Raw genomic sequence first — 26871 nt, 5'->3', positions numbered from 1 at the left:
AAAGAATATGCATCTATTAAATGTACGCGTACTTTATATAATAATGTTTTCATCGATTTATCATTCATAGGTTCATCCGGGAGATAAGAGTTTGAATATCCAGCGAATAGTCTATGAATGATTTTATTTATCTGCATTCATATTGCCTTCATTTCGGGTTCATTCATGCATTTTTAATCGCAAATGCTTGACATAACATGAATTCTGGTGTATATTGCATGACACGATCCCCGTCGGTAGCAGCCTACCATTAAGCGATCAGCTACCGAGAGTTAAACTTCCGGCATACCATAATTAACCATCAGACTCCCTTATTTAAAATAAGAAAGGCAAGGCTTACAAATATGTAAGGCATACCTTACTTTTATGAAAGGCTAGCATTACTTTTTCGAAAAGTATACATTACATATTTGAAATAAGGGTGTTAAGAGCTTAATACTCCTGAGTTACAATGTTAGACGTCCAGAGTAAAGGGGTTATCTGCCGGGAACCATCCGACATTACAACGAGAAGTTCTTCGCCAGCCTATACACCCAGTGCATCGACAAACGGTGCCATACGGAAGAAGGCATCTCCTCCATCAGTAGATCTTCGCGGAACTCACGCAGAATCAACCAATCTGCCTGTTTCACCCAATGACGGAAAGACGGGTTCGGCTGGTGAGTTTCGGACAGATGCAATAAAGCATCCAGATCGAAACGGTCGGCAACAACTCCGGCTCCCGATAAAGAGGCATCATAGGCATTACAAGCCTGTTCGATATGAGTAGGTACCATCAAAACAGGTTTATTCAGATACATCGCTTCACAAACAGACTCGAAGCCGGCAGTCGTGGCATAAGCTTTCGCCCCTGCCATATATTTAACGAAGCGGATGTCGCTGAGTTGATGGAAGGAAAGGGTATCGTCTATCCAGGTTGTTTCTCCAGCATCTTTCTTATCCCAGAAAATATGCATCGGAACGTCGGGATGCCGGGCATGCCAGGCTTTTACTTCTTCTCCGAAACCACTGTTCAATAGATAGCCATGCAGGTAGTTGCCCTTACGTGAAGTTTTATTTATCACCTCTTTACGCAACAGTGGAGGAACTACAACGATCTTATCATTGGGTACTTCACGCATTTTCCTGAAAGACAAAGCCAGCATCTTCGTCGCACCGATAGCCGTCACACGGGTAAAGAATTTCAACAGGGATAAAGAAACGCTATTCAACTTTGGAAAAGAAAAGTCGGGATGGAGGAAAAGATATTGGTGAGCGACACAAACCATAACAGCTTTCGGACGGGTAAACAGATAAGTGAGCCCCGTCAGTAATTCGTAAAAGTTGACCACCACATCGGCTTCCGTCTCCCGGATCATCCGGTCGATATAACGAATGCTACCAGCATATTTATGTAAACGTAACAAATTATAACCGATACTACTCAACAGGTTCACCTGCTTGTTCTTAGCCGTAGGCAGAAAGTTCGGACTTTCGAAGTGATAGATCGGCACATTGATCTTCTCTATAAAAAACGACGGGATACGGCGGGCCGGACTTTTCCCGACAAGTACGCCAATAACCTGATGACCTTCGTCGGTCAACTTCTGACGAAGAGATAAGGCTTGGGTCAGATGGCCCCTTCCCTCTCCTTGTATGACAAACAGTATCTTCATATCACTTCGGCGTATAATACAGTTTTCGAAATTTTGTCCTCATCGGCCTCATATTCAGCCTTGTTGTAAGTCAGAATGCTCCATTCGCCTTGCTCGTTTTCAACCAGGGCAGTCATACTCTCCACCCAGTCGCCGGAATTGAGATAATGCACATTGTCATACCGGACATTGGCCGCCTGATGGATATGTCCGCAGATAATACCGTCCAGTTTTCTGGATAAAGCCAGTTTCACCAGCTCCTTTTCGAAGTCGGAGATGTAAGAGACAGCACTTTTTACCCGGTGCTTCACATGTTGGGAAAGAGAGAAATAGGGCTTACCTTGTTTTTCCCGGTTCCTGTTATAGATTTTATTCAGCCATAACAGGAAGGTATAACCTATGTCGCCCAGCATAGCGAGCCAGCGCATGTGGGTGGTCACTGTATCGAAGATATCACCGTGAGTCACCAGGTAACGCTTCCCGTGACTATTCAGCAGATAATCTTTGACTATAGAGATATTGGAAAACCGGAACGGGACCAGTTTATCCAGGAAATCATCATGATTACCACGTACATAAATAATCTTTGTTCCTTTCTTCTCCATCATCTTCATGAGGACTTTGAAGAAGTCGGTCTGCGCCTGCTTCCATCGCTTACCTGACTTCTGGAGTTGCCAGCCATCGATGATGTCGCCGTTCAGTATGAGGCGGTCGCAGTCGATATATTTAAGAAAATTGGTTACTTCTTTTGTCTTTGAGTGTTCGGAACCCAAATGAATGTCAGAAAGCACAACGGTCGGATAATATTTTCTTAGTTTCATACGTAAGAGATTTACACTGTACAAAAGAACCTGTTTACTATTACAGGGATGCAACAACCGTATGAAATTTACATATCGACGAGGATAAGGACTGATACACGCACTGACGATTAAGAATGCGCAAACTTGTCCGGGTGTTTTTGAGGTGTTGGAGCAGTTGAAGAGGGAGCTTTAGAAAAAGAAAAGGCAGCCGCTTGAAACAAGGGCTGCCTTATGGTTAGAGATTCTTTTCTGGTTATTCTTCCGCCTGGGTAGCTTCGTAAGCCTTCAACAGCTTATCCTGTACATCGGAAGGAACAAGTTCGTAAGAGGCAAACTTCATCGTGAATGAAGCACGACCACCCGTGATGGAGCTCAAAGATGTTGAATAGCTTGACATTTCCTTCAAAGGAACTTTTGCCAACAACTTTTCAAAACCTTTTTCACTGTTCATACCCATAATGATGGCACGACGACCTTGCAGGTCACTCATTACATCACCGAGATAATCACCCGGAACGGATACTTCTACGTCATAAACTGGTTCAAGAATCTTAGGTCCTGCTTCTTTAAAGGCAGTACTGAAGGCATTACGACCGGCTAGCATGAAAGAAATTTCATTACTGTCTACCGGGTGCATCTTGCCATCATAAACAATGATGCGCACATCACGGGCGTACGAACCGGTCAACGGTCCCTGTTCCATACGTGCCATAATACCTTTCAGAATAGCTGGCAAGAAACGTGCATCGATGGCTCCACCAACGATACTGTTAATAAATACCAGCTTACCACCCCAGTCCAAATCAATAGTTTGCGTATCACGTACGCTAATTTTAAATTCCTGTCCGCCGAAACGATACATATCCGGAGCCGGCATACCTTCGTAATAAGGTTCTACAATCAGGTGAACTTCACCGAACTGACCGGCACCACCGGACTGTTTCTTATGACGATAGTCCGCACGGGCCGCCTTCGTGATTGTTTCACGATACGGAATCTTCGGTTCGATATATTCGATCGGCAACTTATCATTATTTTCTATTCTCCACTTCAATGTGCGCAGGTGGAATTCTCCCTGTCCGGAAACAATCGTTTGTTTCAACTCCTTGGACTGTTCGATCACCCACGTCGGGTCTTCCTCACGCATACGGTTCAGGATCTCCATCATCTTTTCCGAATCGGATTCGTTAACCGGTTTCACGGCACGACGATATTTAGGATCCGGATATTTGATAAAGTCGAACTTATAGTCGCAACCCTTTCCGTTCAATGTATTACCGCGACGTACATCTTTCAGTTTCACGGTCGCACCGATATCGCCGGCAACCATTTCAGTCACAGCATTACGGGTCTGACCTGCAACAGAGAATAACTGAGCGATACGTTCTTTCGATCCACGATCGGCATTCAGCAGATCATCTCCTTCTTTTACTTTTCCTGATATCACTTTAAAATAGGAAACCTGGCCGATATGCGGTTCTACAGTCGTCTTAAAGAAGAACAGGCTGGTCGGGCCACTCGATTCGGGAGTAACTTCCACACCTTCGGTTGTCACCGGGCGAGGCATCTTATCTGTACACGGAACTACATTTCCAAGGAATTCCAACGTACGGCGCACACACATATCGCGTCCTGCACATACACAGAATACAGGGAACATACCGCGGATAACCAAACCGGCACGAATACCTGCACGCATATCGTCTTCGCTCAAAGTTCCTTCTTCAAAGAACTTTTCCATCAGCATATCGTCGTTCTCGGCAGCAGCCTCAACAAGAGCTTTGTGAAGTTCCATAGCTTTGTCCATTTCCTCTGCAGGAATTTCCAATACATCTGGAACGCCACCTTCCGGTTTCCAACGGTACATCTTCATCTTCAATACGTCGACAACGGCATTGAAAGAAGAACCTGTACTGACCGGATACTGGATCTGTACGATCTTGCTACCGAACTGATCTTTCAGCTGGGAGATAGTTCCATCAAAGTCCGCTTTGTCGTTATCCAACTGGTTAACAACGAAGATAACGGGTTTATGAAATTGTTCTGTATACCGGAACTGGTTTAATGTTCCCACTTCCACACCATATTGGGCATTCAATACCATCAGTGCCGTATCAGTTACGTTCAAGGCAGATACTGCTCCACCGATAAAGTCGTCCGAACCCGGACAATCGATAAAGTTCAACTTCCTGTCTTGCCATTCAACACTGAAAACGGTTGAGAACACTGAGTAACCATACTCTTTCTCAACCGGGAAATAATCGCTCACCGTATTTCCTGCTTCTACAGTACCGCGACGTTTTATAACTCCACCCTCGTAAAGCATTGCTTCAGCGAGAGTGGTTTTCCCAGAGCCCGAACTTCCCAGAATAGAGATGTTCTTAATTTCGTTTGTTTGGTATACTTTCATGATATCAGGTATTAATTGAGTTTAACAATAAATATCAACTACGTGAAATACTCACGAGGCCGCAAATTAGAGAATGTACAGGAAAAATGCAATTATCGCCCGGTGTTTGAGAACTATGTTATGCAGCAGGCTATGCTTATTGCATAGATCCGGCCTTATCCACTATGCCACATATCCGATTGACTAACACGGCAAACAGGTTGTAAGACCAGAGTTAAATTTAGCGGGTTACAGGAAAGTCATTGCTGAATATTTCCTATCTTTGTCGCCTTGTTTTTATTGCGGAGGCTTGCACTCTACTTATTTAATGGACATGAATTTACTAGAAAGAACAACTATATTCTGAAGTAAATATCTATAACTAGTATTTAATGATATACAAATTACGAACAGTGTTACTGGCTATCTGTTGTCACACTACATTCTTATATGCACAAACAACAGATCCGTCTTTTACCTATCATGTAGAAACAGGTGTCACTGCGGGGGGAGGCAATTATGCCCCACTCTGGTTTACCGCCAACAGGAACGGTCTGTCCAGCATTAAACCGAACAGTGCCTACCTGGAAGCCGGACTAGCCTTTAATAAAAAGCTGAAGCATCACTGGAACATACAAGCTGGCTTCGATCTGGCAACAGCGGCAAATAACACTTCTGCTTTTATTATCCAACAGGCTTATGCCAATATATCCTGGCAATGCCTGAGTATGAGTGTCGGCAGTAAGGAACGCGATCCTTTTGGGAAAAATCCGCAATTAAGCAGCGGAGGAATGGTAGAAGGGAATAATACCCGCCCCGTTCCCCAGGTAAGAGTCGGCATTGAGGAATTCACCAATGTGCCTTTTACCAACGCCTGGTTGAAAGTGAAAGGGCACATAGCCTACGGACGTTTTACCGACGACCGCTGGCAACGTGATTATGTCGCCGTCAACAAGCAATATGTAGAAGATGTATTGTATCATAGCAAGTCCCTCTTATTCCGTATCGGTAAAAAAGAGAAGTTTCCTCTCGAACTCGATTTCGGCATGATCATGGCGGCACAGTTCGGCGGAAAAGGATACGAATACAATGCTAATCGCCAAAGTAAACAGATATACACAATGCCCACAGGAGTGAAGGAGTTCTTCAATGTACTCATTCCCGGAAAAGGGGGCGACGATACTCCCTGGGGAGATCAGGTCAATATCCTGGGTAACCATGTGGGCAGTTGGAACATTGCATTAAGCTATTACCTGAATGACTGGAAATTCAGAGGATATTACGAACATTTCTTCGACGACCACTCCCAGATGTTCTTTGAGTACGGACGGTGGAAAGACGGACATATCGGCCTGGAAGTAACCTTGCCTCATAACCGGTGGGTCAGTACGTTCGTATGGGAAGGCCTGGCTACCAAAGACCAGACAGGTCCGATGTTGTACGACGGATTTGCCGGCCACTTCAGCGAATACCAGATCAGCGCGAAAGACAACTATTACAATAATTACTATTACCAAAGCTGGCAACATTGGGGCATGGGAATGGGGAACCCTCTCCTACCGGCACCGCTTTATAATGAAGACGGAAGTTTATTGTTTAAGAGTAACCGCATATTGTCACAACATATCGGCTTCAACGGAAATCCCTCGAAAGAAATAAGCTATCGCGTACTGATGAGTTACGCCAGACATTGGGGGACATACGATGATCCTCTGGACGAAGTCCGTAAACAGTTCAGTTCACTGTACGAAGTCACATACAGTCCACGGAAACTCCGGGGCTGGTCTATCTCTGCTGCACTGGGACTCGACCACGGCACTTATCTGGGAAATAATACCGGTGGCATGTTAGTAATCAAAAAAGAAGGGATCCTCCTGAAATAAAATATATGAAAGCAAGAATAAATAAGAACCTGAATATACTTATCATGCTTCTTTGCTGCATGATCTTTTCAAGCGGCTGCGAGAAGGCACCGATAAACGGCAATGCTGACGGACAATGGCAGTTGATGCATTTCGAAACGGCGGACGGAACCATTCACCCGTGCGAACGTATATATTATGCCATACAATTACAGTTGGTGGAAATCAGAGATAAAAGTGAGAACAAATACGGTACTTTCGTCGGCCGTTTCAACTACGACCAGGAAGCCGAAATGATTACAGTAAAAGAGTTTAGTGTCCCCTACAATACAAACACATTGGCCACTCACGAGCAGCTCCTGCCTTTTGGCATGGACAGTACGGAAACAGTATTCGACGTAATCAAAGCAGACGGTAAATCTTTAATTCTCCGGTCGGACTATGCAACGTTAACATTCCGGAGTTTTTGATAAGCAGCTTTTTTACCTACATTTGTTATCGAAATAACTAAATCAGTGCGATATGGCAGGTCTTTATATACACGTTCCGTTCTGTGCCAAACGATGTTTGTATTGCGATTTCTTTTCCAACACGGAAATGAAATACAAGGAGCCGTACGTGACTGCCCTTATCCGCGAACTGGAAATAAGAAAGGATTACATCGGCAATGAACCGTTAGAAACGATCTACTTCGGAGGTGGAACTCCCTCCCAATTACAAGCCACTGACTTCGAACATATATTTGATGCCATACAACGCTTATTCGACACATCCGGTTGCAAGGAGGTCACACTCGAAGCTAATCCGGATGATATGACACCCGAGTATGTTACCGGCCTTCGCAGATTTCCTTTCAACCGTATCAGCATGGGGGTACAAAGTTTCAAGGCGGAAGACCTGCGCTTCCTCAACCGCCGGCACGACCGGGAACAAGCCTTGCAGGCTGTTGAATTATGCAAAGGAAATGACCTCGCGAATATAAGTATCGATCTGATCTACGGCTTGCCCGGACAGACATTGAAAGAATGGGAGTCGAACCTCGACACGGCCATCCGACTGGATATTCCCCATATCTCCGCTTACCATTTAATATATGAAGAGGGAACCGCCTTATATAAATTAAAGGAAGCCGGAAAGATATCTCCTGTCGAAGAAGAGGTCAGCGTAACTCTGTTCACCTCCCTGATCGACCGGCTGACGGCAAACGGCTATCTTCATTACGAAATATCCAACTTCGCACGTCCCGGAATGATCTCCCGTCATAACAGTTCCTACTGGACCGGGAAGAAATACCTGGGAGTAGGTCCGTCCGCTCATTCCTACAATGGGGAAAACCGTCAATGGAATGTTTCTTCCCTTCCGGCCTATATCCGGGGAATTGAAAGCGGATCTCCGGAGGTAGAGGTGGAAGAGCTGGATATAAACACCCGTTATAATGATTTCATTATTACGGGACTTCGCACGATGTGGGGCGTCAATTTAACCGAAATTCAAGGACAGTTCGGAAATGACAAATTAATCTATTGCCAAAAGCAAGCTACCCCTTACCTCAAACAAGGACTTCTTATCGAAAAAGACGCAACCCTGACGCTCTCCCGCAACGGAATTTTCATATCGGATAGTATAATGAGCGACCTTTTATGGGTCTAAAATTAACAAAACAGGCCTCCGAAACAACGAAACAGGGGGTTATTCGTACAAATTCTGCACATTTTCACGATTTTTGAGAAATAAATAGTACAACATATTAAACTATTATCTATATTTGCCCTGTCAAAAAGCAGCAAATAGTGCCATATTTATATATAATATCAGGTTGCAACGGAGCAGGGAAGACCACAGCTTCATTTACAATTCTTCCAGAGATGTTGAAGTGTAAAGAGTTTGTGAACTCCGACGAGATAGCCAAGGGGCTTTCCCCTTTTAACGCAGATAGCATCGCCGTAGCTGTAGAAGCAAGCCGAATTATGTATAAGCGCATTAAAGAACTCATCGCAGCCGGTGAGACTTTTGCAATGGAAACTACGCTCGCCACCCGGTCAGTCGCAAATCTGATCAGGGAAGCACAAAGGGAAGGATATTATGTTACATTGTTATATTTCTGGCTGAATACGCCGGATCTGGCAGTGGAACGGGTAAAAATGAGAGTGGCAGCCGGTGGTCATAACATACCGGAGAGTACTATCCGCCGTAGATACGAGGCGGGTATTCACAATCTTTTTGAACTATATATCCCCATTAGTGATTATTGGATGGTAACAGACAATTCTATGTCTCCGATGGAAGTAATCGCCAAAGGATTCAGGAATGATAAAAAAGAGATATATAATTCGGATATTTACACTAAACTTGAACATCATGAGTGAACAAGAAGTAAGAGAATTTGAAGAGAATATAGTTAAAGGTGCCAATATAGCTTTTCAACGCTTAGTTAACCAGAAAAAGAAAGAAGACGGAGAATTAGTCTTCTCTCGCAACGGATATATTTTCCGCGTAAAGGCAGCTGACCTGGAAAAAGGCATATTTTAATTATATCAGATATAAAAAGAGCGAGTGATCTTTCGATCATTCGCTTTTTTTATGATAACAACTCCCATTATCCGATTATTCTACCAGATCCATTTCCTCCAACAGGTAACCGGCACCAGCATATTTATCGATCAGGAACAGGACGTAACGGATATCTACGATAATACTGCGCTGGTAATCCGGCAGGTATTGTATATCACCTCCTACACCTTCCCAGTTACGGTCGAAGTTAATACCGATCAGTTCTCCGTTTGCATTCAAAACAGGGCTACCCGAGTTTCCTCCGGTGCTATGTGTTGTCGCACTGAAAGCGACAGGCATTTTTCCATCCGGCATACCGTAACGGCCAAAGTCTTTTGCGGCATACAATTCTTTCAGACGAGCAGGAACAACAAACTCCCAGTTGGTTGAGTCTTCTTTTTCCATCACACCGTCAAGCGTTGTCTGACAACTGTAATAATCGGCATCCCGCGGACTGTATCCTTTCACCTGGCCGTAAGTCAGACGCAGGGAGAAATTGGCATCGGGGAAATTGGCTTTATCCTGATACATGGCCAATAGCCCTTTTACATACATCCGGTGAGCGATGGCATAACCGGCATCGAAATCCGCCAGAGCAGCATTCAGGTTAGACTTTTCTTCCTGCACTGATTTAGCAAACAGGATCATCGGGTCTTCTTCCAGTGCTTTAACGGAAGGGCGCGTTTTAAACTTATCGAAGTTTTCTTCACTACCATAGATAGATTTGTCGAACAGATAATCCACAAAACGGTCTACATCTCCTTTGAACTTCTTGTCGATCAGGGTAAAGTAAGCCGGTTGCGACTTAGCCGGAACCAAGCGGCGATATTCCTTCAACATCACTTTGGCAATCTTCTTGTCCACTTCGGGTGCGTAATCCTTATCGGCAAAACGGTGGTAGGCCATTTCCAGCAGACGTACCTGCTTCTGTTGTTCGCTGCGGTCTTTACCCTTCAAGGCTTCGCTGACAGCTTGAATATCCGAAGGCACTTTTGTGAATTCAATACCGCGCAGGATTGCTTCATCCAGCATCCAGCTACGGAAGCGAAGGTCTTTGCGATCGGAAACGATCTGTTCGATCGTAGATAAGGCTTCCGGATAATCAGACTCGTCATTATCCTGCGACCAGGCAATCAGGCGATCCTGCTCTTCCTTCTTAACCTGTTCGAAGTTACGTTTTTTTATCGCCCAATTGCTACCGATAGCATTTTTGTAAGCATTAGTCGATCCGGCATATTTGCTGGCGTACTGGATACGTACAGACGGGTCTTTCAGCATCTCGTCCAGCATCACTTCCTGACGAAGGTTGCGGACATTGATACGGACTGCATTGTCGATATCACGACGTTCGGCAACTTCCCAGGAGGTATAATACTTGTTTGTACGTCCGGGAAATCCCATCATCATGGCGTAATCGTCTTCTTCCACTCCCTTTATAGAGATCTTGAACCAACGCTTAGGACGCAGCGGAACGTTCGATTCGGAATATTCAGCCGGGTTACCGTTGGCATCGGCATAGACACGGAAAACGGAAAAGTCGCCCGTATGACGCGGCCACATCCAGTTGTCGGTGTCGGCACCGAACTTACCGATAGATGAAGGGGGAGCTCCGACCAGGCGGATATCCGAATAGATCTTCTTCGTGAACATATAATATACGTTACCGCCGTAGAAGGCTTTGATCTCCACTTCCGTTCCGGGGTTATCCTGCAGGAACTTCTCTCCTACCCGGGTTTTAGCCAGTCCGTTCAGGTATTTGGGAGAAAGGAAATTCATACTGTTCGGATCGGTATCTTTCTCGAGTTCCGCTTTCACGTAATCGGTGACATCTTCTATTTTGTCAATGAAGGTCACGGTCAGTCCCGGATTGGGAAGTTCCTGGTCACGGGTAGTTGCCCAAAAGCCGTCGGTCAGGTAATCGTGCTCCAGCGTACTGTGTTGCTGTATCTGGCCGTATCCGCAGTGATGGTTGGTCAATAACAAACCGTCCGGCGATACGATCTCACCGGTACAACCGCCGCCGAAGATGACAACGGCGTCTTTCAGCGAGGCAGAGTCGGGACTATAAATGTCGTAATCCTGCAGCTTCAAGCCCAGTGCCTGCATCTCCGGAAATTTCTGTTGCTTAAGCAAAGGAAGCAACCACATTCCTTCGTCGGCTACGGCCGGCAATGACAGAGCGGCAGCCAAAAGGGATAATAAGATTCTCTTCATAGTGTTTTATCGTTTAAATTAGTACTATTTCTTCGCCCATCCGGTATAAGGTTCTTTGGTAAGCATCGAGTTGTAATATCTCCTGTCGCCGCTTACCTCTTCCCCTATCCATTCCGGTATCTCAAATACTTCGTCTTCGGAAGCCAGTTCTATTTCGGCCATAACCAGACCTTCGTTGGCTCCGTGAAAGACATCCACTTCCCAGATATGCTTCCCTGCACGGACAAGGTGACGCACTTTATCGATGGCTCCCGGTTCGCATAACTTCAATAACTGTTCGGCATCCGCAAGCGGCACTTCCTGTTCGAACTCGTAACGGCTCAGTCCTTTTTCATCCGAAGGGCCTTTGATAGTCAGAAAACCTTTCTCCCCACGAATACGAACACGCACCGTGCGTCCGGGCTCAGAACAGATATATCCCTGTACAATGCGTTGCGCATCGAATACATCGGCAGAGAAGTCGCCTTTTACAATAAACTTTCTTTCTATTTCGGTAGCCATATCATTCTCGTTTATCCGGTTGTTTGCCGTATCAGGACGGCATCTATTCTAGTTTTCCCTTGCAGGAAAGTTGTTGCCGACGCTGTCGGCAATATTGTCGAGGGCGTCAGCAATATTGTCGACGACGTCGGCAAAGCTGTCGACACTGTCGGCAACAGATTTTCTGCAAGGGGAAATAGGATTCATACGGTACTTATCTGTTATTAATCAGGAGGTATCTTTACTTGATCGTTACCATAGTTGCACCGAATCCGTACTCACGGAAAGATGCATCCTGATAATAGTGTTGTTTGTATCTCGTTTTCAACTCTTTTTCGATAGCCTTACGAAGTACTCCGTCACCTTTACCGTGGATAAAGACAATCTTCTGTCCTTTATGGTTTGCGTACTTACCGAGGATTTCATGGAACTTATCCAGCTGATAAGTTAGCATGTCCGCGTTACTCAGTCCGTTTGTATTATCCAACAGCTCAGTTATATGCAGGTCGACTTCCAGGACGGCACCGTCAGACTTCTTCTTTACGATCGGCTGCGGGGCATGACGATCTTCACCGGCTTTCTGATACATGGCCTCTTTCAACTCCGCAGCAGAGACAAGCAATTCCTTTTCCGGAACGTCGTTACGCACGATGGAATAAACCAAAGCGTCTTCTTCGAAGAAATCATTTTCCATAAAGCAATGTTGCTTGTAAAACTTGACCGTATCGAGGTGCAATTCAACCGAGATGGAATTCTTCAGCGAGTAAGGTTTATCTTTCTTGAAAGCGATCAGCTGCACACATACGCGTTCGAGATCATTCAAGTCTTCTTTGCCGAACTCTTCCATAAATATCTTTGTGTTCGGTTCAACCAGACCGTTGTAACGGCTTATCCAACTATTGTTATGACGATTCATATAATTGAAGAACAGGTAATAGTTGCTATCGTTTATGAAATAGGCTTCATAGCCGCTATCCTGTATAACTTTCGATGGTTCGACCGGCAAATAAGCCAGATGGATGTTCAGGCGTTCGCCTTCGGGCGTTTCTTCCACCTTCACCTCTTCCTCTTTGGGCTGGGGTTTCGGCATCGGTTGCTGAACCTGGGGCTGAAGCTGCACACGCGGACGGTTAGAGCTATGCACCTGCATCTCGTTATCGCCACCGACAACAACACATTCGCGGATCAGGGCCGGAACTTCAAAGCCGTCTTCGTCTTCTACCAATACCTGATCTTTCCCTTTAAAACTACGTACAATGCCGCCTCCTGTCGTATTGAGGAAACGCACCTTATCACCAACCTTTATATTCATACTTATTTTATCTTTATATTCGTGTCGACAAAGATACTTCATTATACCATAATATCATACAAATTTGTACTTTTGCAGCCGGGTTCGGTAAGATCGTACCCCGTAATAATGAATGCAATGGTCACAAAAACTCAACAGATAAGTATCGAAGATTATAATTATTCGTTGGCCGACGAGCGAATCGCCAAGTTCCCGCTGCCGAAACGGGATGAGTCTAAATTGTTACTCTACCGTAACGGAGAGGTTAGCGAAAGTATCTTCAAGCAGATCACGGATTATCTTCCGGAAGGTTCACTGATGGTATTCAACAATACCCGCGTAATACAAGCCCGGCTACTGTTCCAACGTGCAACGGGAGCGCAGATCGAAGTCTTCTGTCTCGATCCTTCCGAGCCGCACGATTATGAACGGATCTTCCAGGAGACGGAAACCTGTTGCTGGATCTGCCTGATCGGGAATGCGAAGAAGTGGAAAGAACCTTGCCTCAGCCGGGAGATAGAGATCAACGGACAAAAGGTAACATTACGTGCTGAAAAAGTACAAAGTTACGGGGAAACGCACCAGATACGTTTTACGTGGGATGGCGGATTCAGTTTTGCCGAAGTGCTGGATGCTGCGGGAGAGTTGCCTATCCCTCCTTATCTTCACCGGAAGACAGAGGAAAGCGATCTAAAGACTTACCAGACGGTCTACTCCAAAATCAAAGGCTCGGTCGCAGCCCCGACGGCAGGACTGCATTTCACTCCGGAAGTGCTGGCTGATCTGGATGCGAAAGGGTTCGGTCGCGAAGAGCTGACGTTGCATGTGGGTGCCGGAACATTCAAGCCTGTAAAAAGCGAGACGATCGAAGGACATGAGATGCATACGGAGTTCATTTCCGTACGCCGAAGTACCATCGAACAGGTGATGCAGCATATCGGCCAAATCATTGCCGTCGGGACAACTTCCGTCCGCACGCTCGAAAGCTTGTATTATATAGGTATAGCGTTATCCTCCAATCCGGATGCGACTTCAGACGAACTGACCGTCAAACAATGGATGCCCTACGACGAAGCCAACAACCGGCTGACACCGGTCGAGGCGCTGCAAAACATCCTCAATTATCTGGATAAGCATGCCTTGAATGCTTTGGTCACATCTACGCAAATCATCATCGCCCCAGGCTATGAGTTCAAGATCGTAAAAGGCATCGTCACGAACTTCCACCAGCCTAAAAGCACCTTGCTTCTGCTTATCTCCGCTTTTGTCAAAGGCGACTGGAAAAATATCTACGATTATGCACTCGCTAACGATTTCCGTTTCCTTAGTTACGGGGATAGTTCGTTGCTGTTATAATATGATTGAATACAAGGTAAATGCAATATCCCTTCATTCCATTCGTTATTACTTATTATAAAGAATGTCTGGTGATGAATAAGAAGATTACTCCCTATATACTACTGTTTCTATCTGTATTGCTACTGTTTTCCTGCAAATCGGCCAAGCTGAGTGATGCGGAGGAGAAGCAACGCATTGGTGAATACTTTGAAGCAGCAGCCATTTACCGGAAAGTTTATACAAAGACTTCTCCCCAGAAGCGGGATCTTCGCGGATATATTGCCTATCGAATGGCTGAATGTAACCGGCTTATCAACAATACGCCGAGAGCGACAAGTGCCTACATGAATGCACTGCGCTACGACTACCCCGACAGCATTGTAAACCTTCGCCTGGGACAGATGTACCAGAGAAGCGGCAGGTATGCCGAAGCAATCCGCTACTATAACGAGTTTCTGAAACTAAACCCGGAAAGCGAACTGGCCCTGAACGGTATCAAAGGAAGCGAATTGGCTCCGCAATGGAAACAGAACCCTACCCGTTACACCGTTAAACGTATGGAGAAGTTCAACTCCCGTCGCGGTGAATTCTGCCCGATGCTATTCGGAGAAGCTTACGATCAGCTTTATTTCACCTCTTCCCGTACCCCCAAAGGAGCCGGGAAAGATAAAGAGGAAACAGTCAGTGCCATCACCGGAATAAGAAACAACGACTTCTTCCTGGTCAAGAAAGACGAACAAGGCAACTGGCTGGCTCCTATCGAACTGGAAGATGAAGTGAACACCGAATTTGATGAAGGAACACCTTCTTTCTCAAAAGACGGAAACACCATGTATTACACCTATTGCGCACAAGATCCGGAAGGACCGCGTACCTCTGAAATATACGTATCCACCCGTAGCAGTGCCAAATGGGGAAAAGGGACACGCGCATCCATCGTGAAAGACTCCGTAACCGCCCTGGGACATCCGTCTGTTTCTCCCGACGGGAAATATCTTTATTATGTATCCGATGCCGTCGGAGGCTTCGGGGGAAAAGACATCTTCCGTTCCAGACTCGTGGGTAGCGACTTCGGCCCGATGGAAAACCTGGGACCGGAAATCAATACTCCCGGTGACGAAATGTTCCCGTATGTCCGCGACTCCGTTACGCTCTATTTCGCATCGAACGGGCATCCGGGTATGGGCGGTCTCGACCTTTTCAAAGCCACCCAGGACAGTACCGGCAAGTGGCATGTGGAAAACCTGAAAGCCCCGATCAACTCAATGGGTGATGATTTCGGTATTACCTTCGAAGGGAACAAGGAACGAGGTTTCTTTAGCTCCAACCGCAACGACGCACGCGGTTACGACCACCTCTATTCATTCGAACTGCCAACCATCACGATATTTATCGAAGGACTCGTTTCGGACGTGGATGAATACCCGATCGAAGACGCCACCATACGCATTGTCGGTAAAGATGGCCTGAATGTAAAAGTTCCGGCAAAGAAAGACGGTAGCTACCGGGTAGAACTGGAACGCGACATCCGCTACGTAATGATGGCCAGTGCACGCGGTTACCTCAACCAGAATTTCGAACTGAAGACAGGCCCGGAAGAAAAGAACGAGACCTATATCGTCGACTTCTACCTCTCTCCGATCAGCAAACCGGTAGTGATCGAGAATATCTTCTACGATTTCGACAAGGCAACTTTACGCCCCGAATCGCAAAAAGCATTGGATGAAATGATCAAGATGCTGAACGATAATCCGAATGTGACAATCGAATTAGGAGCACATACCGACCGTAAAGGAACCGACCAGTACAACGAACGTCTTGCCCAGCGGCGTGCCCAGTCCGTTGTCGATTATCTGATCGCCGGAGGTATCGACAAAGAACGCCTGGAAGCCAAAGGATATGGTGAAAGCGTGCCGAAGACAATCAATAAGAAACTGGCAAAAAGTTTCGACTTTTTGAAAGAAGGGGATGTTTTGACGGAAGAGTTTATCCTGACACTCACTCCTGAACAACAGGAAATGGCCGATCAGATAAACCGTCGTACAGAGTTTAAGGTACTTCGAACAAACTATAATTTATTCTAACAGCGATTGTTATTCCGTTCTGCTTCGTGCCAGAACTTCGGAGAATGAGATAGGCCAGTCTATCGCGTTCATCAATGTTTCGAAGGCTACACGATAGTCGAACGGAACAACCATGTATTCGGAATACAGGTCACAAACGGCTAAGGCCAGCATCATCTTTGTGTTATAATGTACATTCTTCAAAACCGCTAAACTTGTCAACACAGATGCGTTGCGGGCCATTTCAAAATCCTGTTCCGTCAGGACGATTCTATCCTTCAGCTGCTTGTAATGAGGACAATCGGATATGGCAACACTGCCTCCTATACTTTCGGCGATATCCAGTAAAACACAGCAATCCGTTCTTTTTCTTTAGGATTCATATTCTAACTCTGTGCCGCCCCGTTTCCCTCGTTTGGCATTTTATATTATAAAGAAGCGTGGAAACTGCTAATCTATTATTCGGAACTGAGGTATCGCCAAACACCCATCGAACAAATAATAAGACAACAGCCCACGCTCTATTATATACATGAATATATATAACAAGCGTGAGCGTTTAGTTGCCTATTATCCTTGTTCGACTTGAAACTTGGCGATTTTCAGTTCCAAAGATAATATCTTAAACGCTTAACGTTGCCAACTGATGAAGAGCCGAAACTCAATGTCCGGCCAACATGTTGTCGGAGCAAAGATAACGAAAAGCAATAAAATATATTGATTGCAAAGAATTATTAACTACAAAAAAAGGGCACCGTAAACGGTACCCTTTATGCATCAACAGACAGACTTACTCTATCCGAATATCCTATAACTGAATTATTCTACAGTAAACTTATAAATACATTCGCTGAAGTACTTTTCTCCCGGGTTCAACACAACACTTGGGAAGTCCGGATGATTTGGAGAGTCGGGATAATGTTGGGTTTCCAGACAGAATGCGCCGCGGTGGGGATATAATACACCGTGTTTACCGGTATCTTTTCCATCCATGAAGTTACCTGTATAGAATTGTATACCCGGTTCATTTGTATAAACCTCCAAAGCAATGCCGCTGGTCGGAGAATAAGCTTTTGCAGCCAATACGTTCTTATCACCCTTTGCATTCAATACCCAGTTGTGGTCATATCCACGACCGAAAACCAACTGATCGAACTGTTCGCCGATATGTTTTCCGATAGCCACCGGAGTACGCAGGTCGAGCGGAGTTTCAGCAACAGTGCTTATGCCTGTCGGAATCAGCGTTTCATCAACCGGAGTAAAATTGTCTGCATTGATCATAATTTCCTGATCCAATACATTAGATCCGGGAACGCCCGACAGGTTGAAATAGCTGTGGTTAGTAAGGTTCACCACTGTTTTCTTATCGGTAGTAGCTTCATATTTGATATCGACAGCGTTATCATCTGTCAAAGTATAAGTTACCTTTATATCCAGATTTCCGGGGAAACCGGCTTCTCCATCCTTCGACAAATAAGTTAATTCCAGAGACTGGTCGTTCAATTGTTTAGCATCCCACATACGGGTATGATATCCCAGAGGACCACCATGCAGACAATGATTACCGTCATTAGCCGGAAGTGTATACTCGGTATCATCCAATGTGAATTTAGCCTGGTTGATACGATTACCATAACGTCCGATCAGCGCGCCATAATTACCATCTGAAGCAACGTATTTACCTACGTTGTCATATCCCAATACTACATCGGTCATATTTCCCTTCTTATCAGGAACCATAACAGAAACCAAACGGCCACCATAGTTGGTAATGCATGCTTCTGCACCATTCTTATTCTTCAGCACGTATAATGCAGTTGGTTTACCTTCCACTTCTGATACGAAATCAGATTTCAATAACCCGGAGAGTGTAGCCTCTTCTTTCTTTTCGGCGCACGACAGCAATAAACACATTGCCATGACAGCCATACATAGTCTCTTCATTTGAAAATTAATAATTTAAAGTGTTTTCATTACAGATGAGGGCAAATATACACTTTTCTCTGAATAATATTTGCCTCCGTTAAGATAAAATTGCGCTAATAAAACAGAAACCTCCCCGGAAATGATCCGGGGAGGTTTGTTTTTGTCTGTCTTTGCTCTTCACAGAGATCGAACAGAAGAACTTTATTTCATTACTTTAGTATTAATATCTACCGCTTGTTCGCCTGTCGCAGGGTAATTGGGGTAAGGGCGGTTCGCAAACCGCCCCTACGACACGCGGTAAACAATTTAGAATTATTTGATTATAAATAAGTCCTTATTTTACGATTGCTTTTACAGCGGCTTCGCCTTCTACGGCTACTACTACTACACCGGCAGGTGCAGAGATTGTAGCGTTGTCAGAAGAGATTACTGCGTTAGCTACTGTCTGGCCAAGTACGTTGCTGATTACAACTTTCTTACCTTCAGCACCCTTGATGATAACTGCACCGTCTGTTGCTACAACACTAATTGAAGATACTGTAACATCTTCGTTAGCTACTGCATCACGGTCTTCGTTTTCGTTGATACCGAATACATCACCGTTTGCATAACCGTTAACAACAACTACTGTACCGTTGATCCATTTCAGGTAACCTTCGTTAGAGGCATTGTCTTTAGCTGTCAAATCACCATTCTTATAATCTTTGTACTGAGTCTGGATCTTGAATGTCTTATCTGATTCGTTGGCAGGATTTACATAACGGAATGCAAACTTAGCTACATTGAAGTCAGGAGTATCCATTAACAGTTTTACAGCTTCGCCACCTTTACGGTTGATGATCAGAGTATCGTTAATATGCATTGCATCTACGAACGAAAGTTTAGCCAAATATTCACCAGCTTCTGTTCTGTTGATGTACGGATTGTTATGCAGGTGAGTTGCACCATAAACGTTAGCTGTATCGATCAGGTTGATCAAATAACGTCCTTCTACCATACGGTCTGTTCTCGGGTGACCCGGAACTGTACAAGTGTCAGGATTGTGAACTTTAGCATTTACAGCTAACAGATACTGCCAACGAGTGTTTTCACCTCTGTTGATATAAGCTGTATCAACAAACATAGAAGGATTGATCTTGTCGAACTGATAAACGTTATCAATGTTCAGGAAGCTCAATGTATCGTTGTCTACAACAGACTTAACATCACGTTTTTCATACAATACCTGAGCATCGTTTTCTTCACGGAAGATGCTAACCTTTTCTCCGAAACCATTTTCTACGAAGTGGTATTCAGGAGCGTCAACAGGTGTCAATTTGAACAAGTCGTTAGAGTTGATCTGTTCCCATGATTCTTCAACCTGAACCTGACCATTCTTTTCAGTAGTTGCGCCGAACAGTTTCTTTGTCAAATCCAATTCATAATGAGCATCGTCACCTGTACCCACTTTCTTGATACCGATGATATTGAACAAGCCGTCAGCTCTTTTCTTCAGTACGAATGCATAAGCAGACAGATCATTTTCATTTGTCAACTTCACAGAGTTAGGATCGCAATACATAGCATCTTCGTCCAAAGCTAATTTTTCCGGAGCATAAGTCATATACTCATCGTTAGCAACATTCTGGAATGCATAAGTCGGGATCTTCATTGTATCAGGCTGAGCTACATAGTCGCCATCTTCGTCATATTTACCATAGTTGTTGATCAAAAGAACTGTATCTTTTGTAGCAACGACTTTCCAGTTTACAGAATTAGCAGTTTCTTTAGTAAGACCCAAGAGGTGTTTGCCTTCGTGGTTTTCAGTTACATAGAAGTCTGTTGTTTCTGTAGAAGCGATAGCCATCTTATACTGTGTATCTTTGATTTCGTCGTTCTTGTAGTTTACATAGTAATCTTTAGAAACCAGTTTCAAATCAACACCATTGATAACGAAAGTATCTCTTACACCACCAGAGAAAGTACTAGTTCCGCCATTATAAACAACTGCATATTTGTTTGTCTTAGCATCGATCAGATACAGAGCAGAAGCAGAGAAAGAAACATTCTTTTCACGGTTTGTGAACTTGAAGTTGTATTCTGAATCATTTTCCAGAGTTACAGCCCACTGACCTTCCGGTTTAGATTGCAGATATCTGTCGGCTTCAACTAAATCCATCTTGTTTCCAGCCTTGTTGTCAAGACCTAATACTTTACCGTCTTTAGCAGCAATGTTCTTGTCTGCTGTTGCAAAAGTAAATGTTACATATTTGTTTAACAACGGGTTGTTCTTTTCATCAACTTTACCGTTAACCATGTTTGTTTTGCTAAGAACAGCAGTCAAGTCTGTTTTAACAACATCAGACTGAACAGCAGTCAAAACCGTACCTAAGTCTGTTGAAACGACAGTCAGGTAAACATTCTTAGTAGCTACAGTTGAAGTAATAGCAAGCTTATTGTTTACATTAGAAATCTTAAATTGAGTAGCATCATCCTTCTTATCTACAAATTTCACTTTGTAGGGAGCATCAGTAATATTACCCCATTGTTCAGCAACAACAGTCAAATATTTCTTACCTGACATCAAATAGAATTCTTTCGCAGTAGTAGCTGAGGCAGAAGCTGTTAACAGCTTTTCACTTACAACATCACCATTGTCGATAGCTTTATCTTTAGCATCAGTTAATGTTAAGATGAAACCATCACCTAAGATTTTGTTAAGATCAGCTACTGTATATTCTTTTGTCAAGCCAGCATCACTCTTTGTATAGTTGATTGCAGCAGTAGCATTTGCGCTTCCACCATTTGTTACATCCAAAACAACAGTTTTCAGTGAGTTATTCAATGCTGTTGATGTACCTGCCACAACATTCACACCATCAGCAACAACAGCGAAGTTTGTAGGAACTTTTGAATTAGTTTTACCAACTGAAGCATTGATAGCAGAGGCAACATCCAATGCGCTTGCACCTTTAATAACCAATGATTTACTATCAGCTTTAGAGCTTTCAAGAACATCAACTACAGCTTGAGGTAATTCTTCATTATAAGTAACCTGTGCAGCATAGTAATAACTGCTATTACCAGAGGCAGTTCTTTGATCCAAAAAGTCAATTGCACAATCTTTAAAAGTATTGTTTTTAGCAATCTTAGCTGTTACATTCTGAGAGGCGGCCTCTAAACCAATAACTCCAAATGCAGCAGAACAGTAAGAAGAACCAGCAGACTCTTTAGCAAATGTTTTCGCAGTAATTGTATTGCCTGTGATGTCAAATGTTGCAGCCTGAGCTTTTGTTGCTTTAACGAAAATACCATAAGTCATGTAATTTTCAGGAACCAAACCTTCCTTAATTACATTATCCTTAATTGTTATTTTTGTCAGATCATCAGTCCCTGCATTTACATAAATAGCAGTTTTTTCAGATGAAGTAAAACCCTCTGAGTTATTAACAATAGTCATTCCTTTAATTGTTACCTCGTCTGCTTCTACTGTAATATGTCCAGTAAAGGTAACACCTTTCTTAGCAGTAAAAGTTGTACCATCTGTTTTGAGTACAATATACTTCTTAGCTGCATCAACTCCCAATTTTGACAAATCAACATCCTCTGTCAAAATGATTTCTTTATCATCGCCTGATAAAGTCACATCTTGAGAGGAACCAAGAAGAGTCTTAAAATCTGCTTTGGTATACTCTTTTGCCAAAGCATCTCCACTCCACAACGAACCAGCCAAAACCAGACTCGCTGCCATTAACGTAGAAAACTTTTTGTTCATAATCAATAAATTTAATATTAATAATAGTGTTACTAAAAACTCCTTTACAGCCCTTCTTTTATGGGCGAATTATATGTAATGACTAGAAAAAACGGTCGTTTATTCTCGCCATCACTAGGTGGGGTATTTGAGTTTGTCATGAAAAGGGGTAATTTCATACTTATCTTTCTATCCAATTGATAAGAAAGCATATAGAGAAGGAAAAAAAATTATCAAAAGAATTGTAGGTTTAAAACTTATGCTTACTTTTGTTGACGGAAATAAACGACCGTTTTTTCTAGTCACTACATATTTCTGGTATAATCATTGCTTTTCAAGGAATAAATACCCAATAATTACATTCTGAATTATAGGAAAACAACAAGGTATATATAATAACGTACGCACGTACATTAAATATATTACACAGTACAATACCTGATGTTTTTCAGCGACTTCCTATATTATTTTCAGAAGATGGTTACAACTAAGCATTTTCATCACTATCTTTAAGGTTTGAGAAGGTGATAATTAATGGCTTTTCTTAGGAGTTTTTAAAAAGTAAGGCTTGCTTTGCAAATACGTAAGGCAGGCCTTACTCTTTTGCAAAGCAGGCCTTACACATTTGTAGTCCATACCTTACTTTTTTCAATATAGTATGCTTGGGGCTTAATTGTAGTATAGAAACACCTTAGATATAGTGATGACACGGCTTAGTTGTTACAAGATTAAACGAACGAAGATTGGAAGATGTTGTACAGGACTTGTATACACTGATTTAAAAACAAAAGAAGCCGCTCCAAGACAATGCCTGGAACAGCTTCTCCATACAGTTCATTCCCTTAAGGGGGAAAGGGAACAAAGCAGAATTACTTCTTAATAATACGGACAGTCTTCGCTTCGCCGTTATCCAGAACGATACGAACCAAATAGTAACCGCTACGCAACTGGCTCAGGTCGATTACCTGTTCCGGTTTGTTGATAACCTTCTGTACTCTACCGGCTGCATCGATCACGATGATGGCATCTACAGGAGATTCGGAAACTACTGTTGCATTATTTTCTACCAAAGTAGGATACAAACCTACGCCTTGCAGGGTGATCGATTCGTTGCCTACCGTACCCAGCTTCACATTGAAGGTGACAGAGTCACGACTTGCCAGGTGGTTGGTCGATTCGGGAATTGTGATGTACAACTTGGTTATACCTTCATTCTTACCGATCACATGCACACCTTCGATATGGTTTCTCGTACCTGCGACAGCGATGTTTTCAACTGTGTAAGCGATTGTTGCCGGAGATTCGCAGGAAGCATACAACAGAACAGAGTCGCCAACGGTGATCGATGTAGACTCGACAGACCATTCAAGGCCGGCGGCTGCTTTTGCGATATTCAACTTACCAGGAACCAACGTCACGGCATAGTTGTCTTCTTCAGAGCTCAGACAGTCGATGATAAGGTCGTAAGAGCCTGCGTTGACAGGGTTAACCTTGGTCTTCACTGTGTAGATGAAGTTGAGGGCATCCGGGTTGTCGTTGCCTACGAAGCCGGTGTATACCGGTTTCAGTTCAGGTATTTCATCACCGTAAACGATATCTACCGTACCGGCACTGATTGTCAGTGTAGCTTTCGAAACAGTCAGGGTTCCGGTTCCGCCTACCAGGGTGTAGTTGTCGCCCGGATCGCCACCTTCGACATACAGGGTGTAATTTCCTGCACCGGTTATTGTTCCTGCCACTTTTACCGTAGGAGCAGAAGCGGCTTTGAAGTCGTCGCTGCCGATAAATCCGGAATAGGTATATTCGAATGATTCAGGGATTGCTTCACCGAATGCAACCAGGGCATCTTTCGGTTTCACGATTACTTCGCGCGGTTTGATCTGCATCTTTTCTTTGCGGACAAGCAGGTCGGAACCGTTATGTTTCACGAAGATGGAGATGTTGTAGATACCAGCTGCAACCGGCAGTTCAGGATCACCGTTGTAAGTAATGATCGGAGTATATGTCTGGATACCCTTGAGGTCGGTCAGCTTCACATCGGCTTCTTTACCGGTTCCGTCATAATCGAATACCATGTTACCCAGGATCACGTTGAAGTCTGCTTCATTCTTCAAACGCAAGACTTTGAATACTTCCGACTTCAAGGCTTCTTCCTGTCCGGACTCTGCATTGTAGCGGGCAGTGATCGTTACGCCTTCGTCGCCTGTCAATGCTTTCGCACGCAGATACCAGATGCTTTCTACCTTTTCCACCTGGATCAAAGCCGGGTTGGATGATTCGTAAACGATCTGGGAGCCTTCGGCTATTACGGTCGATCCCTGTTTAACGACTGCATTCAGACGTACAAGGTCGCCCACGATCAGTTCGTTCTGTATCGGAGTCCAAACCATCACATAGCTATTATCCGGATATACCTGATAACGGGCTTTGCCTACGATGGTGATTTCGTAGTTCGGATTTACCTTGTTGAGTTCGGTAATACCTGTCAGTTCGTATGTTCCTACCGGCAGAATACCTTCCGGACGGTTGTTGATAACCAGGTTCTTGATACGGTTGCCGACAGCAACGGTAGCCGTAGAGTCGAGGCTGTTGGCCGATTCATCCAATTTGAAGCCTTCGTAAGAGATAAACTCTTTCTGGATTTCCGCTTTGTTGAATTCGGGATCAGCCGAGCCGAATGCTCTCTTGATGGTATCCAGACGGATAATCAATGGAGCTTTGGCAACTTCAAGACGTACACTGTCGTTCGTCATAGTGCCCGGAACCAGTGTGTTCATAATCAGCTTATAGTTACGATCCTTTGCCACGTACGGCGGTTGGATTGTTTTATCTTCGGTAATAACCTTGATATGCAGGGTGTCGTTGTAAGAACCTGCGTGCAGGGTATTATCGGCAGCAACCGGCTTAACGACTACTTTCGGCATGAAGTCGATAATGTCGTCAGGAGTAGTTGTTGTCTGATATTTAACATCGAAGCTGGCGAGGCCGCGTTTCTTTTCGGCATCGTTCGGTTCGAAAGTCCAGGTCGTATCCTTATCGGCTTCACCATATATGCGGTCTACGATCACTTTCCAGATGGCCAGAGGACGCTGATTTATCAGGAAGGTTCCGTCTACTGTTTTGAAAGCGTAGTTCAGAGAAGATACTTTGTCTGCATTGTCTACCTTGGCGACATACAGGCTGTCTTCTTTCTGGTTCGGCTTCTCACGCTTCAGGTTTACTTCGGTCTTTTCGGTAGCCTTGCGTCCTTCATAATCGAAGTATCCGGCAAGCGGAGCCACTTTGAAACCTCTGTCGCCTTCGGCTGTTGCGGAGATGTAATTCAGCGCCTCTACTGCTTTCGAGAAAGCATAGGAAGGAGCTACTGCAGCCGGTTTCTCTGCTCTCTTCTTCAACCAGAAGAAGCCGTCAGGATTAGGTTCACCATAGATTTTCTGCATTACTTTCACTGGCTTTCCATCTACGGAAACTTCCGAATAGGCGTCGAATACGGTGATTGTGATCGTATCTTTCTTCACTTCGTATTTACCGGCAGCGATTGCCTGGATGTCGTAATTAGATAATCTCCATTCAACATCTCCTACCGCCGCTTCCGTCAGTTCGTAGCTGTATGTGCCGACATCGCTTTTCGGTTTGTTTACCGCAGCCGATATAGCAGTATGGGTAACAGCCAGGTTGCCTGTCAGTAATCCCGCCAATGTCTGATCGTTCTTCAATGTACCATCGGTAATTAGAAGCTCACTACCCGGAATAGTCAGGATATTAGCTTCGTCATACAGACGGGTACTATCGGGAACAGCCAAGGTTAGAGGAGCTTTCTTTACAGTCAGCAGACCTCTGCCATCCGGCCAGGCTTCCGACCAAACCTGCAGATTCAGTGTATAGTTGGCAGCTTGTCCCCCGCTCAATCCGATTATATAGAAACCGGGAACCGAGTTTTTATCTGCTCCTGAATAAGATACCGTAGGCAACACATTCACCTGCGAATTGGTAAAGATCGCTTCCGTTTCGCCATTCACAAAACCGCTGAACACAAAGTCTTTGGCAGACCAGGGCGTAGCCGGGTTCTCATCACCGTAGAAACGGCTGGTGTCGCGGGCTGCGATATTCAATGTAGCTGGGCTCACCGTTAAAGGCTGGCTGGTAAAAGCACCGGCCCGGTTACTGACAAAGAATACTACATTCGGATTGTTATTATACTGAAAATATTCAGTCAGGTTATTGGCTACGAAACCTAATGTCTCGCCACCGCTCACTGTCGGAGTAGCCGAAAACTTCAGGATATCGATCGCCTGCGTCTGAGACTTGAATGATACTCCGGAGCCAACACTTCCATGTACACTTCCATCCCCATTCACATAGAAATAGTTGAAACTGGCTCCACTGATACCCGCGGCAGCCGTACTCAGGTTGTCACCATAAGTCATCGTCAGCGCAGTATTTGTATTGAAGCTTACGTACACAGTATCGGGTACAGCCGTTTGCGCCTGCATGATACCGCCTGAAACAAGCATCAGGGGAAGCAGCATAAGCTGCTTCCTCGATGTGAATATTGATTTAATATATTTCTTCATACTAAATTAGTTTT

18 protein-coding genes are annotated in these 26871 nt (G+C 44.4%); 7 read left to right on the top strand and 11 right to left on the bottom strand.

Annotated features, from left to right (window positions below; all coding sequences use genetic code 11):
• Positions 1–500: 500 nt before the first annotated feature.
• From BQ7394_RS03825 to BQ7394_RS03815, 3 genes are all read right to left on the bottom strand, one after another.
• A complete protein-coding gene (locus tag BQ7394_RS03825; protein ID WP_075556153.1) occupies positions 501–1655 on the bottom strand; it encodes a glycosyltransferase family protein in 1155 nt (384 codons plus the stop codon).
• Positions 1652–2455 carry a UDP-2,3-diacylglucosamine diphosphatase gene (locus BQ7394_RS03820; protein ID WP_075556152.1) on the bottom strand — a complete coding sequence of 268 codons (804 nt, stop codon included), beginning with the start codon at positions 2453–2455 and terminating at the stop codon, positions 1652–1654. The genes BQ7394_RS03825 and BQ7394_RS03820 overlap by 4 nt, the downstream gene beginning before the upstream one ends.
• Before the next feature lie 235 nt (positions 2456–2690).
• Entirely contained in the window at positions 2691–4847 is a 2157-nt protein-coding gene (locus BQ7394_RS03815; protein WP_075556151.1) for an elongation factor G, read from the bottom strand.
• Between the two features lie 371 nt (positions 4848–5218).
• On the opposite strand from BQ7394_RS03815, the gene BQ7394_RS03810 reads away from it, so the two are divergent.
• The 5 genes from BQ7394_RS03810 (at position 5219) to BQ7394_RS25940 (ending at position 9217) form a co-directional block, all read left to right on the top strand.
• On the top strand, positions 5219–6709 hold the full coding sequence (locus tag BQ7394_RS03810) for a capsule assembly Wzi family protein (protein ID WP_075556150.1): 1491 nt from the start codon (positions 5219–5221) through the stop codon (positions 6707–6709).
• A gap of 5 nt (positions 6710–6714) precedes the next feature.
• Positions 6715–7158, top strand: coding sequence for a lipocalin-like domain-containing protein (locus BQ7394_RS03805; RefSeq protein ID WP_235848663.1), 444 nt, complete (start codon positions 6715–6717; stop codon positions 7156–7158).
• A gap of 52 nt (positions 7159–7210) precedes the next feature.
• On the top strand, positions 7211–8338 hold the full coding sequence (gene hemW, locus BQ7394_RS03800; RefSeq protein WP_075556149.1) for a radical SAM family heme chaperone HemW: 1128 nt from the start codon (positions 7211–7213) through the stop codon (positions 8336–8338).
• Between the two features lie 140 nt (positions 8339–8478).
• Positions 8479–9054, top strand: coding sequence for an ATPase (locus BQ7394_RS03790; RefSeq protein WP_028729609.1), 576 nt, complete (start codon positions 8479–8481; stop codon positions 9052–9054).
• Positions 9047–9217, top strand: a complete 171-nt coding sequence (locus BQ7394_RS25940) for a hypothetical protein (protein WP_165359785.1) — start codon at positions 9047–9049, stop codon at positions 9215–9217. Before BQ7394_RS03790 ends, BQ7394_RS25940 begins: the two co-directional genes overlap by 8 nt.
• A 75-nt stretch (positions 9218–9292) precedes the next feature.
• Here the strand turns inward: BQ7394_RS25940 and BQ7394_RS03780 are convergent, their stop codons facing one another.
• From BQ7394_RS03780 to BQ7394_RS03770, 4 genes are read right to left on the bottom strand one after another with little or no spacing between them, the layout of a single operon-like run.
• The gene (locus BQ7394_RS03780; protein ID WP_075556147.1) at positions 9293–11452 is read right to left on the bottom strand and encodes a S46 family peptidase; all 2160 of its coding nucleotides are present in this window, start codon (positions 11450–11452) and stop codon (positions 9293–9295) included.
• 24 nt (positions 11453–11476) lie between these two features.
• Entirely contained in the window at positions 11477–11953 is a 477-nt protein-coding gene (locus BQ7394_RS03775; protein WP_075556146.1) for a CYTH domain-containing protein, read from the bottom strand.
• Between the two features lie 48 nt (positions 11954–12001).
• Positions 12002–12139, bottom strand: coding sequence for a hypothetical protein (locus tag BQ7394_RS26055; RefSeq protein WP_154674734.1), 138 nt, complete (start codon positions 12137–12139; stop codon positions 12002–12004).
• A gap of 34 nt (positions 12140–12173) precedes the next feature.
• Positions 12174–13244, bottom strand: coding sequence for a DUF2027 domain-containing protein (locus BQ7394_RS03770; protein ID WP_075556145.1), 1071 nt, complete (start codon positions 13242–13244; stop codon positions 12174–12176).
• A gap of 117 nt (positions 13245–13361) precedes the next feature.
• Between BQ7394_RS03770 and BQ7394_RS03765 the strand changes: the two genes are divergently transcribed.
• Both BQ7394_RS03765 and porE read left to right on the top strand, forming a co-directional pair.
• A complete protein-coding gene (locus BQ7394_RS03765; protein WP_075556144.1) occupies positions 13362–14579 on the top strand; it encodes an S-adenosylmethionine:tRNA ribosyltransferase-isomerase in 1218 nt (405 codons plus the stop codon).
• Positions 14580–14653: 74 nt separating this feature from the next.
• Positions 14654–16645 (top strand): PorE family type IX secretion system protein, encoded by a 1992-nt coding sequence (gene porE / locus BQ7394_RS03760; RefSeq protein WP_075556143.1) that lies wholly within the window; start codon positions 14654–14656, stop codon positions 16643–16645.
• Between the two features lie 9 nt (positions 16646–16654).
• Here the strand turns inward: porE and BQ7394_RS26175 are convergent, their stop codons facing one another.
• From BQ7394_RS26175 to BQ7394_RS03740, 4 genes are all read right to left on the bottom strand, one after another.
• Positions 16655–16828: a hypothetical protein gene (locus tag BQ7394_RS26175; protein ID WP_235848662.1), complete on the bottom strand. Its 174-nt coding sequence runs from the start codon at positions 16826–16828 to the stop codon at positions 16655–16657.
• Positions 16829–17443: 615 nt separating this feature from the next.
• On the bottom strand, positions 17444–18568 hold the full coding sequence (locus tag BQ7394_RS03750) for an aldose epimerase family protein (protein WP_075556141.1): 1125 nt from the start codon (positions 18566–18568) through the stop codon (positions 17444–17446).
• Positions 18569–18884: 316 nt separating this feature from the next.
• Positions 18885–22304, bottom strand: coding sequence for a DUF6383 domain-containing protein (locus BQ7394_RS03745; RefSeq protein ID WP_139317676.1), 3420 nt, complete (start codon positions 22302–22304; stop codon positions 18885–18887).
• An 848-nt stretch (positions 22305–23152) separates the two neighbouring features.
• Entirely contained in the window at positions 23153–26857 is a 3705-nt protein-coding gene (locus tag BQ7394_RS03740; RefSeq protein WP_075556139.1) for an MBG domain-containing protein, read from the bottom strand.
• Between the last annotated feature and the right edge of the window lie 14 nt (positions 26858–26871).

The organism is Parabacteroides timonensis, from assembly GCF_900128505.1.
Taxonomy (GTDB): Bacteria; Bacteroidota; Bacteroidia; order Bacteroidales; family Tannerellaceae; genus Parabacteroides; species Parabacteroides timonensis.
Note: the sequence above shows the minus strand (reverse complement) of the source record. Positions and strands in the feature narration are given on the sequence as shown.

Bases quoted from the DNA above. Each gene is read 5' to 3' on its own strand.
- porE (WP_075556143.1), top strand. From the start codon at position 14,654: ATGAATAAGAAGATTACTCCCTATATACTACTGTTTCTATCTGTATTG.
- BQ7394_RS03810 (WP_075556150.1), top strand. From the start codon at position 5,219: ATGATATACAAATTACGAACAGTGTTACTGGCTATCTGTTGTCACACT.
- BQ7394_RS03775 (WP_075556146.1), bottom strand. From the start codon at position 11,953: ATGGCTACCGAAATAGAAAGAAAGTTTATTGTAAAAGGCGACTTCTCT.
- hemW (WP_075556149.1), top strand. From the start codon at position 7,211: ATGGCAGGTCTTTATATACACGTTCCGTTCTGTGCCAAACGATGTTTG.
- BQ7394_RS03770 (WP_075556145.1), bottom strand. From the start codon at position 13,244: ATGAATATAAAGGTTGGTGATAAGGTGCGTTTCCTCAATACGACAGGA.
- BQ7394_RS03745 (WP_139317676.1), bottom strand. From the start codon at position 22,304: ATGAACAAAAAGTTTTCTACGTTAATGGCAGCGAGTCTGGTTTTGGCT.
- BQ7394_RS25940 (WP_165359785.1), top strand. From the start codon at position 9,047: ATGAGTGAACAAGAAGTAAGAGAATTTGAAGAGAATATAGTTAAAGGT.
- BQ7394_RS03765 (WP_075556144.1), top strand. From the start codon at position 13,362: ATGGTCACAAAAACTCAACAGATAAGTATCGAAGATTATAATTATTCG.
- BQ7394_RS03780 (WP_075556147.1), bottom strand. From the start codon at position 11,452: ATGAAGAGAATCTTATTATCCCTTTTGGCTGCCGCTCTGTCATTGCCG.
- BQ7394_RS03815 (WP_075556151.1), bottom strand. From the start codon at position 4,847: ATGAAAGTATACCAAACAAACGAAATTAAGAACATCTCTATTCTGGGA.
- BQ7394_RS03750 (WP_075556141.1), bottom strand. From the start codon at position 18,568: ATGAAGAGACTATGTATGGCTGTCATGGCAATGTGTTTATTGCTGTCG.
- BQ7394_RS03805 (WP_235848663.1), top strand. From the start codon at position 6,715: ATGAAAGCAAGAATAAATAAGAACCTGAATATACTTATCATGCTTCTT.
- BQ7394_RS03825 (WP_075556153.1), bottom strand. From the start codon at position 1,655: ATGAAGATACTGTTTGTCATACAAGGAGAGGGAAGGGGCCATCTGACC.
- BQ7394_RS03820 (WP_075556152.1), bottom strand. From the start codon at position 2,455: ATGAAACTAAGAAAATATTATCCGACCGTTGTGCTTTCTGACATTCAT.
- BQ7394_RS03740 (WP_075556139.1), bottom strand. From the start codon at position 26,857: ATGAAGAAATATATTAAATCAATATTCACATCGAGGAAGCAGCTTATG.
- BQ7394_RS26055 (WP_154674734.1), bottom strand. From the start codon at position 12,139: ATGAATCCTATTTCCCCTTGCAGAAAATCTGTTGCCGACAGTGTCGAC.